Consider the following 12,187-nt stretch of genomic DNA (forward strand, 5'->3'; position numbering starts at 1 on the left):
AATCGAATAACAAAATAAAAATCAGATAATAAAAACTAACTGTTACCTGGAAATCCTTTTATTTCAACCCTATATGTCTTGTATATAATCGAGTATTTTAGTATTGAGAAAAGTTGCAGATTTCATTTAAAATCAGGAAATTATGAGGTTTAAATATGGTAAAGAAGGATACATCTGAAGAGAATATTGAGGAAAACGCTGAGGAGACAAGCGGAGATGGATATGTGGAGATTAAGATGGGAGGAGGCTGGTATATGACGGTCTCTCTGGCGCATAGTGAACGCTTTGAGAAAGAGTATGTCGAACTTGCAAAGGAGCGGGGAGGCGTAAAGAGGTCCAGGTTCAACCTTAACCCCGCCCATGTCAGGATGTTGGGAGAAACTCTGATCAAATTTGCGGATGATAACGGCCTCTAATGGTTATTTTGGTTTTAATTTAGGTTCAATTATTGAATCTGGTCAGTTCCTGCTCAGGAACTCCATTATTTTTTTCACAACTTCTTTTTCTATGTATTTGGGAGAGTGGGAAGCATCGATTACAATAAAACGTTCTGGATCGTTTGCCGCAAGCTTGAGGAAAATCTCCCTGACTCCCCGTAAAAACTCTAATTTCTCGAACTTACTTTGTTCTCCTCGTTTCCCACAGCGTTCAATTGAAATTTCGGGCCTGATATCAAAGAGAAAGGTCAGATCTGGAACAATAGTCCAACCCCGGTGCAGATCCTTTACCCATTCAAGAGGATTCTCCAGGTGAGTTTTCAGGGTCATGCCCTGGTAAGCATATCGGCTGTCGGAATAGCGGTCAGAAATTACTATTTTTCCTTTTTCAAGTGCAGGTTTTATAAGTTTTGCCAGATGTTCGGCATGGTCAGCTGTAAAAAGGAAAAGCTCGGCAAGCTGATCAGTATCTGACTGAATAGCTTTTTCCACGACATTTCCAGTTAGAGTACCTCTTGTTGGTTCCCTGGTAAAAACAGGTTTAAAGGCTTTAATTTCAGGATTCTTCTGAAGTTTTTCTGCAACTGTGCTTTTGCCTGAGCCGTCAATGCCCTCAAGTGTGATCAGTTTCCCTCTCATAAATATCGTCTTTTTTCTTTTAGAGATTTTTAGTGAAACGCGTTATCTGTATTTATAATCTACAGGCTTTCCGGACTCATTATAAGGTCTCAATTCCATATATAATTGGCAATTCAGGGCTAAATTCTAGACAAAATAAGTATCTATTTATGCAATATTAAAAATAGATTAGAATAATATGACTGTAATAGGAGTAATTACGCGGGGTAAGTACGGGCACCGCCTTATTGAGACTATCAGGGAGTACAGTGATTTTTCAATCGTAACTGCGGATCTGCCTGAATTCGTGCCTGTATTTATTGAAGAGCCTGATGAATATTTGGAAGCTCTTAACTTCGATAAACATGTGTTCTCTGCCGAAATTATAATTACCTACTCTTTGCATCCGGATTTGACATCTGCAATTGCAAAGCTTGCGGCAGAAGCTGGTGTGCGTTCTCTTATAGTACCGGGTGGGCCATCCAGAGCTTCAGTTCCCGAACTCAAAAAGATCTCCGAAGTTTCAGGTATGGATATCGAGGTAGATGAAATCTGCTGTAGTCTTGAACCCAATGATTTCAACAGGCCGTTTGCAGAACTCTTTGGGTCTCCTATCTTGAAGGTAAAAACAAAAGATGGAAAAATTGCCGATGTCAAGGTAATAAAAGGCGCTCCATGTGGGAGTACCTGGTATATGGCAGAGGAAATAGTCGGAACGGAAATAAAAGATGCACCTCCCAAAGCCGGGCTGTTGATCCAGCATTACCCCTGTCGGGCGACACGTGGCGAGATTGGTGGGATCCATGAGTCAGGGGAACTGCATAAACAGGCGTTTATAAAAGCTCTTGAAAGTGAGGAGTGATTATATATTCTTTGAAAAAACATATTCTAAATATGACCGGAAAGTTGGATTCAGCTTTTCATTTCTGAGGAGCCTTTACTTTGTGTCCTGGCCGGTCTCAAGTAATTTACAGGGGTGAAAAGATTACTACCCTATCTATCTCAGAAGATTCAGGGCCCGAAGACCTCGAGACACTAGCAGTCGCAGTACACTCGGTCATTGGACTTCCTACAACCATTCGCAGTCTCAAGCGAAAAGGACTTCGCCTGGAAAAAGGTCAAATCCTTGATAGAGACTACACAGGGCCTGTGCTCGAAGAAGTATTGAAAACAAACAAAGTTGTCCACAAAGTCCCTACGGAAGGAGTGTACAGTGGAAAACCTGTAGTTGTTGCTCCCATTCACTCGAAAGACGGAGAAGTTATTGCAGCTCTTGGAGTTGTGGACATACTGGCTACTATAGATCTTCACTCTGTTTTTCAGGAATATACATCGGTACTGGAAGAAGTCGAATATGCTAAAAAATAAAGGTCGTAATATATAACCTGAAGTTTGCATCTGACCTTTCACAGATGTTCTTTTAATTTTCATCCTTTTTCTGGCTATCGTTTTTTCTGAAAATCGTCTTGGTTACTCAAAAGTGTATTTTTGAAGTACCCCATATTTTCGACCTTTTGCCTTCATTGAAAACTTCCAGCGATCATTTACCTAAGTTTTAGTTGAGATAATAACCGCAAATTTTCAAGTTAACTGCAAATTTCGAGTAATTCTCCAAAAACGATATCAAAAAACATGTTCTCTTTTTGAAGGCATATGTGAAAAATGAATTTCATAATAAATTGAAAAATCACTGACATTTGAATAGTAAACTGAAAAATTATTGACATTTGAATAGTAAATTGAAAAATTACCTGCCAATTGCATGTTAATTGAAAAAAGTGGTTATTGGAGGACCAGCTCCCGCTTACTTTCCCAGGAGAATTATTCGCTCCTCCATTTAAGCTTCCTGTTCAAACCTTAAATTTTTCCGGTTTTACTCTGGCTTCTGGTATAATTTTACTTTCTTCAGCAGGGTACCGTTCTTTGCATGGGGTTGTCTGAATACGGTATCATTGGATTTTTCAATCTCTCTTGCCTGTATTGCAAGCTGTGAAGCGGCTCCCATTATTTCGTGTCCAGCTGCTGCTGTCAGGCACACCTGGTCGATTTCCTTTAACATGAAACATGCAGGGAAGTTAACCTGTGCTACTTTTTCAGCCATGTGAAGGGCGGCAAGAGCTTTTGCTTTTGCATAGGGATTTGCAAAGCCTGCGTACTCAACACATTTTTCGGGTTTTGCAAAAATGTGTGGAAGTTCAAGCTCCTTTCCTGATTTTCCGGAAGCAACCTGGTCAGTTACCTTGTCCAGTTCTTCCTGGACGAGTCTAACAACACCACAAACGGATAATACTTTCATTGCATCGGAATTGAAGGATGCCATCTCTACAGGGTCAAGAAACTCTCTCTTGGCTCCGATAAGAGGGTCTACTGGGAGGATCATATATCCGAAACCGGCCTTCTCAAGAGCCTCTCTGGCTTCTTTCTTTGTTGGACCATCTGAGACCACAATGCAAGGGACGTCCTTCCATACTTCACGAGCTGCTTTGGGACCCGGAGCTGCTGCGTTTGGGCTGATAATTATCACAAAATCTGCATCCCACTGCTTGAAACTTTCAGAAGCTGCAGCTTCTGCAGGGCTCATTTTGGCACCTGTACCAAATACACGTACCGTAATTCCCTCTCTTGCTGCAATTTCATCCTGGACCAGATTGATAACCTGGCTCATTCCCAGGTTGCCCATTTTTATAAAACCTATGTTGACCATTTTTCTCAAAATCCTGTGTTAACCAATTTTTTAAATAATGGAATTCCTAATGGGTTTATAATCCTTTTGGCAGGTTATATCCTTATCAACCTTCTTTTATAAAAATGTATGTGATATATAACTATTATTCAATATCTTTCTTTGCTCCTCCGAAAAGCTTAAAAAGGATGTGATTTATTTCACTCAAAAACGTTGACATCATTGCTGTTGTTTTGTGGTCTTGTTCACAGAACCCGTATTATAATTTGAAAACTTTATCCGTTGGTGGGCTTTTAATGTCAGGGCAAATTTATTATACTAAATTGCGGGGGTACCCCTGAAGAAGGTACACCAGGCAGCATGCCCTTTTTCGGGAAATTATCCCGCTATATCTAATAGTTATTCAGGTCCAGGTTTTGATTGAGTGAACTGTCCTATGCATAATTTTACTGGAAACAAAATGATTGTTTTTGATATGGATAGCACCCTTATAGACGCTGAGACTATCGATGAGCTCGCCAGGGCTGCAGGTGTTGTAAGCAAAGTAGAGGAGATTACGAAGAAAGCGATGTATGGAGACTTTGATTTTGAGCAAGCACTTATTGAAAGGGTCAGGCTTCTTAAGGGACTTCCTCTTGAAACTGCCCTTGATGCGGTAAACCAGATCAATCTGATGCCGGGAGCAGCAGAACTTATCCTTTATGTCAAAAGTAGGGGCTATAAAACTGCAATGATTTCCGGTGGATTTACCATTTCTGCCGATACGATAGGCAAAGCGCTTGGCATTGATTTCATTGTTTCCAACAAACTGCTTGTGGAAGACGGCTTTCTTACCGGCAAAGTTGTCGGCCCGATCACTCAGAGTGACTCCAAAGCAAAGGTTTTTGAAGAACTCACCCGACTAAATGGGGTTCGGCCGGAGCAATGTGTAGTTGTCGGGGACGGCGCAAACGATGCCTGTGTCTTTGAGAAAGCAGGTTTTGCTATAGCTTTCAATCCCAAGCCCATCCTGAGGGAATATGCGGATGTGGTCATAACAAAAAAAGACCTTAAAGCCGTTATCCCTGTTCTTGAATCTCTTTCTTATCAATGTTGTAATCAGGCACAGCATGTTGACATCGAACAATAGAGCTACTAAAATGCCAGCTTTTTTGCTGGATCGGGAGGCACAATAAGAGATGCTAAAGGAACTGCAGAAAAAAAGATCAGATTTGAAAGACATTTCTGAAGAAGCCAAGGAAAAAAGGAATACTTTAAACGCAGAGGCCAGTGCACTCGCTGCAAAGCGTAATGAACTTAACAAGAAGACAAAAGACCTTATTAACGAAGCTCAGGAACTAAAAGTTCTCAGGGACGAAATTAATGAGAAGGTCAGCGAATACAAGAGCAAGCGCGATGAAACCAATGCTAAGGCAAATGAGCTCTTTGCAAAGGCTGATTCCATCAGGAAGCAGAGCAACCTGGGTGGTCCTTCAATCAAATCTCTAAGAAAAGACATTGATCGCCTTGAATTTGCTCAGCAGACTGAAGTCCTGAGTACAAGCAAGGAAAGGGAACTCGTTGGAAAGATCACTCAGCTTCAAAAGCAATATCACGTCAAAAAAGTCCAGCTTGAGAGCAACTCCGAACTGAAGAATCTTCTGGACGAAGCTCAGAAAATCCGAGATGAAGCCTCAGAATTCCATACCCAGCTGGCTGAATATGCCAGGCAGGCTCAGGAATATCATGAGAAGATGATTGCAGCTTTCAAAGAGGCTGACAAAACCAGAGCAGAGTCTGACGTTGCTCACAGGGAATTTGTAAAAGCTCAGGAAGCAGCTGACGAACAGCATAAGGCTTTCATCAATGCCCAGAAGGAAATCCGGGATCTCGATAAAGAAATCTTTAAGCTCAGGAAGAAAGACAAAGAAGGAAGATCTCGCGTTGTTAAGTCCGAACTCCAGAAGGATGCCAAGTCCATCTTCGAAAAGTTCAAGGGCGGAGGAAAACTCACCACCGAAGACCTGATGACTCTTCAGAGATCGGGTTTAGTCTGATTCGTCTCATAAACAAAAATTTAGCTTAAAGTCTTCAATTTACGTTGCAGGTATGTTTCAACCTGCATCCTAATTTTTCGAGTTCATTCCGGCTTATTCTGTGCTATTACTGATTCTGTTTTTATCTGGCTGGTTCTATACTCCAGTGCTATATAGTCCAGCAACTCAAGTTATTTTAACTAACACTTTTTACTTCAAAAAAGAAGGATTATGAGAGCAAAATTATAACTTTCTTCGAACTTTGCTCTGAGACTTTCAATAATCGTCCCCAATTTACTCTGACAGACTCAGATACTTCTCCCTGAACTCGGGGTTTCTCATAAGGCAGCACTTTGCATTATATGCAGGGTCTTCCCTTATCTTTTTCCAGATATCCTTTATTCTGTCTCTATGAACATTTCCATAGGAAATGGGGATACAGGCGCAGGGAAGAATATTTCCTTCCGGGGTTATATGGAGCCACTTTCGGCCTGCCATGCAGCCTGTGGTGTTCATGACCAGTGGGATAGGAAATATTCTGGGGCCTTCTTTCTCCCTGGCTCCTGATACGAAATTCTCAAATTTTTTCAGGTCTTTTGGGGTCATGATTTCAGAGGCGTGATCTATCCACCTGCCCGTGGGAACGATTTCGTAGAAGGAGAGTTCATGGACTCCAAGCTCGGACGAAAGAGCATATAGTTCTTCAAGCTCGTTCACATTATCCCTGGAAAGCACCACATATATATTTACAAGCAGGCCAGCCTTAATCCCATTTTTGACGGCTTCAACCGCACTTTTGAAAACTCCTTTCCTGCCTCTTACGTGATCGTGCTTATCTTCATACGCGCTGTCAAAACTTACAGTAAGGGAATAAAGTCCCGCTTCTTTCAGACTGCTGGCTCGCTCTTCAGTCATCCCCACACCTGAGGTAAACATACCTGTGATTGCTTTTTCAGGGTTTACGTACCTTATCAGGTTTTCCAGACCAGGATAAGTCAGGGGCTCGCCTCCATCAAAGATCACGAAAGTTGTGCCCATTTCGAGTACCTGGTCAATTGTAGATTTTACGATTTCAGGAGCAAGTTTTTTACGGTTTTTCGTGTCAGGCAGAGCGCAGTGAATACAGTTATTAGGGCATTCTTCAGTAACAGAAATAGTTACCTGGTCCGGAACCATTTTTCCCAGCATGGAATAAATCTGGCTTTTTACCAGGCGGTCAAAACCCTGGCTTGGCACCGGGGGCATCCAGGTTGAACAGATGAGCCTGTCGGCCTCGACTTTTGCAGGCTTCTCGCCTTCAAAAATTGAGAGGTTTTTCTCAAGAGTTTTTCTCATAAGGATGGAAGCAACCCCGCTGGTTTTCATCCTCATGTGCCCGTCTTCGATCTCAGTATAAACTCTGAATAGAGGGCTTTTATAGAAATCGTATTGCATATTGTTCCTGCACCTGACATTTGATAATGTCCATATCGGTTCCGTTCTCTTTTTCTCTTTTAAATTTCAGTTCATTTATTCCTGAGGAGTGCTCTGAACTTTAAGATTGCAGAGGGTTTTTTCTTTAGCATGAATGCAAAAACCTGCATAGCCTGTTCAACTGAACTTCCATGAATAAACGAAAGGTCCTCCTTTTCAAAGACCCTAGCCATCTCATCAATTTCCCTATCCGTCATTTTCCTGAGAGTCTCAAGCCCTATTCGGCCCAGGTAGTGTTCGGCCAGAAATTCCTTTTCCCAGGTCTTCCGGTAAGTCAGGAGGGCAGATTTTGAGATATTTCCTTTGCTTATGGCATCTGCAGCGACATCTCCACATATCTGGCCTGCCCTCATTGCATATCCTATTCCCGACTGACCTGCTGCCCCACCAACGACCATTATCCCATCGGTTATGTACTCCTTTGGAATGGTCACAATAGGGTCTCCTCCAGACAGTTTTCTTACAACTTCAAGCTCTTCGAGCCCTTTAAGCTTTTTGAAATTTTCAACCCAGGCATTAAGGTAAGGCGTTGCATCAGTTCCGCACCGGCGCACATAAGCTCCGATTGCAGCATTATCGCCTCCTCTTGGAGAGTATGTAGTTTTCCAGCCTGGAGCATGATTCCCAACATAATACTCAAACATCTCTGGTTTCCCAAGTCCAGGACTTTTAATATCCAGTTCAATTCCCCAGGCAATATCTTCAGGATGTTTCATTGTCTTCAAGCCCACAAGGGAAGCAATTTTTGAATTTATGCCGTCGGAGATAATAACCAGTTTTGAGGTAAATACCCCGGCAGAGGTATTGACAGTAAATTTATCTCCTTCTTTCTGGATATCCTGCACTTCCACCCCTGTTCGAAGATCTACACCGGTTTTCATTATTTTCTTTGCATAAAATCTGTCGAAAGCCGTTTTATCAATGGCATATCCAGTAGTCTCAACTTCGACTGTCCTTCCTGACGGGGAAATAATCTTCATGCCTTTGAGATTATGCAGAACATAAGAAGGGTCTACCTTTTCTCCGCATTTATCAAGCATCCCCTTAAAAAAAGAGTTTGCAGGGTGGGGAGGATGCCCTATCTCTTCTTTTTTTTCCAGCAAAAGGACCGCTGCCCCTTTCTCACAGGCGCTCCTTGCAGCCATCATTCCTGCAGGAGATGCCCCTATTACGATAATATCCGCGTCCATTTTTTTCTACCTGTTTTACCAGAGAATGGAGGTGTAGCCCCCTGCATAAATGCATAGCACTACGTCAAGAATCATTGATCCAAACATAATTGCTCTATAATTTGAACCATTAAGAAAGAGCCTGCCACCTCTCTCCGGGGTAGGATGTTTGATAAAATCGAGACATTGAGTAAGCATCCAGAGTCCTGAAGTCAGGGCTCCTGCATAGTATACAGGTCCAAGATGAGCCGACCAGCCTATGGTTAGTGAAGCGATGACTCCGACAATCCACCAGAAAGTAACGAATCTGGCGGTAAAGGGGATTCCAAAGGTTACGGGCATCGTTGGGGCACCCTTCATTCTGTCTCCTTCCACATCTCTGGAAACTCCTCCAAGGGTAAAAGCCCAGTCTGTAACGCAAATCATTAGCCCGAAACAAATAGCCGGCAAAGGGAGAATTACTCCATCGCTGCCTTTCAGGATTCCTGCGGGGTCAAAGGCAAGCCAGATACCCACTGGTACAAGCCCATAAGAAATACCTACTGGCAAAAAACTGAGGAAAGTATTCCTTTTTGCAAAGATTGAATATATTGTGATAACTGAAGCCGCAATAATAAGGGTTACGAGAGACTCAGGATTCAGGTAAGCCGCTGCTGCTCCTGCAATTACTAACAAAAAGACGGCATAAGCAAGTGCAGAGCTCTTTGACAATTTTGATGAGGGTAAGGGACGGCCAGGCAGATTGATCGTATCTATATCTATATCACAGCAGTCATTGAATACGTATGAACTTGTAATGGCTGCAAAGCCACCTATTACTGCAATCAGGAAGGGAATAAGTTCGGGAAGCCCTCCGGTCGCCAAATACGAAGCAAGGATTGCACTTGAGGCAGGTAGGGTAAGGTCCATGTAGTAGAGTTCGGGTCTCATTAGTCGCAGATAAGGACTGAGTTCGCCGATTCTTGCTGTAAGGGACAATAGTTTCACCTAGACTTTTCTGGTTTGTACGAAAGTTTTCGTGTCGAGCGTTGTATTTTAGCTCTTTCCCTATTTAGAGGGTTTTTGCAGGTAATTCTATAAAGGTTTGCACCACAAAAAAGTTTTCTTTTTATCTCTTTTGAGGCACGTTTTGGTTGCCAGTAGCTTTAAGGATTTCAAGGTATCAGGAACTCAAGGTATCCAGTACTCTTAATCGGCTACCCAAAATTTATTTTTTTCCAATTTTTCCTGTATATTTATTCTTTTTTCCAATCTTTCCTGTATACCAGTTTTGCCCTTTTTCTGATTTCTTCAATTAGAGGATGCTTGAACTCCTCCTCGCAAATAAAAGTAAACTCGGCTTCTGGGTTCAGGTCTATCAGTTTAAGAGTGTTCGAAAGAGCTGAATTGAGTGATTCGTAATCCGGAAATTTTGGAACTTCAGCATTGAAAGGATACACTTCTTCCATTTCGACAGGAAACGCTCCAAAAGGTGCTTTGAAAGTAAGAATCTGGTCGTAATCTTTCTCTCCTTTTACTGGCCCTGTCCGAATAATTACCGAGCCTTGCAGGCTGAACCTATCCAGCCGTTTCCCAAAACGCAGGACTTCAGGGCGGGAGGAGGACTCAGGTCCGCAGTAGAAGAAGGTGCCTTTTGTAGCCGGATCAAGTTGTTCAAGCCAGGAAGAGTGAGTGTAAAGCTTCTTCAGCCCATCCAGAAGTTTCGGATGAGCACGACAGCGCTGCTCCACAAGTTCGAGCAATTTCCCGTCTTTTATGCACTGCTTTACCAGCCGGATTTCAGCAAAAGTCGCGTAAAGGTTGTGTTTTCCCAGAAGTTCTTCCCGGTTATCAGCTTTTTTCAATTCTTCTGCCGTGTATCTTGAACAAACCGGACAGGAACAGGGCAGATAGTTCAGCTTTTCAATGTGGTAAGTTCCATTCACAGTAATATAGCGCCCATCTTTGGCGTAAAGAGCATAGGCTGCCGAATCAAAAAGGTCACAGCCCATGGCTACTGCAAGGGCAAACATCATTGGGTGACCTGCTCCGAAAAGGTGTACCGGGGAAGCTGGGGAGAGTCCTTTTTTAGATGCAGCAATCACGTCAACAAGTTCCGCATAACGATAGGCTTCCATGAGCGGGACGACTGCTCCAAGAGGATAAACTTCAAAATTAAGATCTTTCAGGTGGGAAGCAGCTTTTTCCCTCAATTCAGGGTATGTTGAACCCTGAACTGGCCCTGCAAGAAGCTGTTCGCCCTGGATAAACTTGCGTGCCGCTTCAAGGCGTTCAGCTGTGATTGCAAGTTCCTCTTCAGCCCGTCGGTAGTGAACATCAGGGGGCGTAGGGATGTCCAGTGGGACAATAATGTCACTTCCTATCTTTTGCTGGAACCCGAGAATTTCCTCATTCGTAACTTCGACGGACCCATATACAGAAAGCTGGAAAGAACCTGAATCCGTCATAATGGGTCCATCAAAGCCCAGGAGCCCATGCAGCCCTTTTTCCAGGGCGACACTTTTCAGTTCTTCCTTGCGGTAAATAATATAGGAATTAGTAATCAGAATCTCTGCCCCGAAGTTTCGCATTTCTTTCGGGGGAATAAGCTGGATATTTGGATTAATCACAGGCATAACGGTAGGCGTTTCAACAGTCCCATGGGGAGTCCTGAGTCTTCCTATCCTTCCGCCTGCATCCTTGTCGAGTATTTCGAATATTGCTGACATGCCGGCGTTATAGATGTCTCTCAGATATATTTATCTTTGGGGAATAGCGGGAAGCAAAGGTAATTCTAATAAATCACCTGAGCTTCCTTATCACTCTCAAATGAAGAGCTGAATCACCTGTATCAAAGAAACCTATCGTTCCCTGATTTTTCCATGATTTATCCATGAATATTTCTTGCCATTTCTTGCCTTTTTCTCACCTTAATCTTCTTTGGTTCGCGGCATGGCAATAATCTCCCTAACCTGAAGGGAGAAGAAATCCCCGCTGTGGGCTGGTCTGAGCACAAGTGCTACGTCTGCACCATGCCTTGTGCCTCCTATCGCTATAATCTCTGTGTTGTCGGAAACAGGGATATGACCTGAATCGGCTGCCATAACTGCGACTTCAATGGCTACTTTGAATCCTTTTCCAAAGAGAGATCTGAGAGCGTCCGAAATTACTTCTACTCTGGAATATCCCCCGAATTTCTTTGTGATTGAGCGTTCGACTCCTGAGAATATATGTGATTGAGTGGTTATTACCGCCCCAAGTTCTTCAAGTTTCTTTTTGTATTCATCTTCTACTTCCCATTCGCCTTTCTTATTCTGCCCATACTGGTGGCTTATTCCAATAACTTTTATGCCGCTGCCCTTTACAGCCTCTGCCATTTTTAGCGCGGTTTTTCCGCTGGTGCTTGCCACCACAATATGGGATATATGAAGTTCTGCCGCCCTTTTAGCTGCTGCTGTAATAACGGCGTCTGTATTTGACTCCCCTACATTGTCAAAATATAGAATAGATTTTTCCATGATTTTTCTCCTCCTGTGTTCGAATGTTTCTTTCTATTAGCTCTTTTCCTGTGTTCGGATTTTTCTTTTTATAAACTCTTTTGCCCATATTCGGACGTTTCTTCCTATGAACTCTTTTACTGTTTCCTCTTACTGTTTCCTCTTACTGTTTCCTCTTACTGTTTCCTCTTACTGTTTCTTCTTACTGTTTCTTCTTACTGTTTCCTTTGTGTATTATGTTTTTTTCTTATTCATATTTTATAAAATCAGGTTTCTGTCAGTTTTTCTAGTTGGAAGATGAAATTTGGGTTTATTA

Annotated in this window: 12 protein-coding genes; 5 read left to right on the forward strand and 7 right to left on the reverse strand. The window is 42.7% G+C overall.

The genetic code is table 11. The annotated features are described in order from the left end of the window. Positions 1–155 precede the first annotated feature (155 nt). Entirely contained in the window at positions 156–416 is a 261-nt protein-coding gene (locus A9239_RS16480; RefSeq protein WP_048122370.1) for a hypothetical protein, read from the forward strand. 42 nt (positions 417–458) lie between these two features. Here A9239_RS16480 and tmk read toward each other — a convergent pair whose 3' ends face one another. Then, positions 459–1,076 (reverse strand): dTMP kinase, encoded by a 618-nt coding sequence (gene tmk, locus A9239_RS16485; protein ID WP_048122368.1) that lies wholly within the window; start codon positions 1,074–1,076, stop codon positions 459–461. A gap of 178 nt (positions 1,077–1,254) precedes the next feature. Here tmk and A9239_RS16490 point away from each other — a divergent pair, with 178 nt between their 5' ends. Continuing rightward, positions 1,255–1,917 carry a DUF166 domain-containing protein gene (locus A9239_RS16490; RefSeq protein ID WP_048122366.1) on the forward strand — a complete coding sequence of 221 codons (663 nt, stop codon included), beginning with the start codon at positions 1,255–1,257 and terminating at the stop codon, positions 1,915–1,917. Between the two features lie 80 nt (positions 1,918–1,997). Next, positions 1,998–2,423, forward strand: a complete 426-nt coding sequence (locus tag A9239_RS16495) for a DUF2111 domain-containing protein (protein WP_080941603.1) — start codon at positions 1,998–2,000, stop codon at positions 2,421–2,423. 505 nt (positions 2,424–2,928) lie between these two features. On the opposite strand, the gene A9239_RS16500 is transcribed toward A9239_RS16495, so the two are convergent. Beyond that, positions 2,929–3,759, reverse strand: a complete 831-nt coding sequence (locus A9239_RS16500) for a F420-dependent methylenetetrahydromethanopterin dehydrogenase (protein ID WP_048122364.1) — start codon at positions 3,757–3,759, stop codon at positions 2,929–2,931. Between the two features lie 415 nt (positions 3,760–4,174). Between A9239_RS16500 and serB the strand changes: the two genes are divergently transcribed. Then, positions 4,175–4,867, forward strand: coding sequence for a phosphoserine phosphatase SerB (serB, locus tag A9239_RS16505; protein WP_176722177.1), 693 nt, complete (start codon positions 4,175–4,177; stop codon positions 4,865–4,867). A gap of 49 nt (positions 4,868–4,916) precedes the next feature. Next, positions 4,917–5,774: a coiled-coil protein gene (locus tag A9239_RS16510; protein WP_048122357.1), complete on the forward strand. Its 858-nt coding sequence runs from the start codon at positions 4,917–4,919 to the stop codon at positions 5,772–5,774. Positions 5,775–6,047: 273 nt separating this feature from the next. On the opposite strand, the gene A9239_RS16515 is transcribed toward A9239_RS16510, so the two are convergent. The 5 genes from A9239_RS16515 to A9239_RS16535 form a co-directional block, all read right to left on the reverse strand. Beyond that, complete coding sequence (locus A9239_RS16515) at positions 6,048–7,187, reverse strand: radical SAM protein (protein WP_048122355.1); 1,140 nt, start codon at positions 7,185–7,187, stop codon at positions 6,048–6,050. A gap of 71 nt (positions 7,188–7,258) precedes the next feature. Beyond that, positions 7,259–8,416 carry an NAD(P)/FAD-dependent oxidoreductase gene (locus A9239_RS16520; protein ID WP_048122353.1) on the reverse strand — a complete coding sequence of 386 codons (1,158 nt, stop codon included), beginning with the start codon at positions 8,414–8,416 and terminating at the stop codon, positions 7,259–7,261. A 15-nt stretch (positions 8,417–8,431) separates the two neighbouring features. Continuing rightward, the gene (locus tag A9239_RS16525; protein WP_048122352.1) at positions 8,432–9,373 is read right to left on the reverse strand and encodes a UbiA prenyltransferase family protein; all 942 of its coding nucleotides are present in this window, start codon (positions 9,371–9,373) and stop codon (positions 8,432–8,434) included. A gap of 257 nt (positions 9,374–9,630) precedes the next feature. Then, on the reverse strand, positions 9,631–11,103 hold the full coding sequence (gene tgtA, locus A9239_RS16530; RefSeq protein WP_048122350.1) for a tRNA guanosine(15) transglycosylase TgtA: 1,473 nt from the start codon (positions 11,101–11,103) through the stop codon (positions 9,631–9,633). 201 nt (positions 11,104–11,304) lie between these two features. Then, the gene (locus A9239_RS16535; protein WP_048122345.1) at positions 11,305–11,892 is read right to left on the reverse strand and encodes a pyruvate kinase alpha/beta domain-containing protein; all 588 of its coding nucleotides are present in this window, start codon (positions 11,890–11,892) and stop codon (positions 11,305–11,307) included. Positions 11,893–12,187 lie beyond the last annotated feature (295 nt).

Source organism: Methanosarcina sp. A14, from assembly GCF_001729375.1.
Classification (GTDB): Archaea; Halobacteriota; Methanosarcinia; order Methanosarcinales; family Methanosarcinaceae; genus Methanosarcina; species Methanosarcina barkeri.

What these genes read in the sequence shown, in the direction of transcription:
- A9239_RS16480 (WP_048122370.1), top strand. Translation starts at nt 156, where the DNA reads ATGGTAAAGAAGGATACATCTGAAGAGAATATTGAGGAAAACGCTGAG.
- tmk (WP_048122368.1), bottom strand. Translation starts at nt 1,076, where the DNA reads ATGAGAGGGAAACTGATCACACTTGAGGGCATTGACGGCTCAGGCAAA.
- A9239_RS16490 (WP_048122366.1), top strand. Translation starts at nt 1,255, where the DNA reads ATGACTGTAATAGGAGTAATTACGCGGGGTAAGTACGGGCACCGCCTT.
- A9239_RS16500 (WP_048122364.1), bottom strand. Translation starts at nt 3,759, where the DNA reads ATGGTCAACATAGGTTTTATAAAAATGGGCAACCTGGGAATGAGCCAG.
- serB (WP_176722177.1), top strand. Translation starts at nt 4,175, where the DNA reads ATGCATAATTTTACTGGAAACAAAATGATTGTTTTTGATATGGATAGC.
- A9239_RS16510 (WP_048122357.1), top strand. Translation starts at nt 4,917, where the DNA reads ATGCTAAAGGAACTGCAGAAAAAAAGATCAGATTTGAAAGACATTTCT.
- A9239_RS16515 (WP_048122355.1), bottom strand. Translation starts at nt 7,187, where the DNA reads ATGCAATACGATTTCTATAAAAGCCCTCTATTCAGAGTTTATACTGAG.
- A9239_RS16520 (WP_048122353.1), bottom strand. Translation starts at nt 8,416, where the DNA reads ATGGACGCGGATATTATCGTAATAGGGGCATCTCCTGCAGGAATGATG.
- tgtA (WP_048122350.1), bottom strand. Translation starts at nt 11,103, where the DNA reads ATGTCAGCAATATTCGAAATACTCGACAAGGATGCAGGCGGAAGGATA.
- A9239_RS16535 (WP_048122345.1), bottom strand. Translation starts at nt 11,892, where the DNA reads ATGGAAAAATCTATTCTATATTTTGACAATGTAGGGGAGTCAAATACA.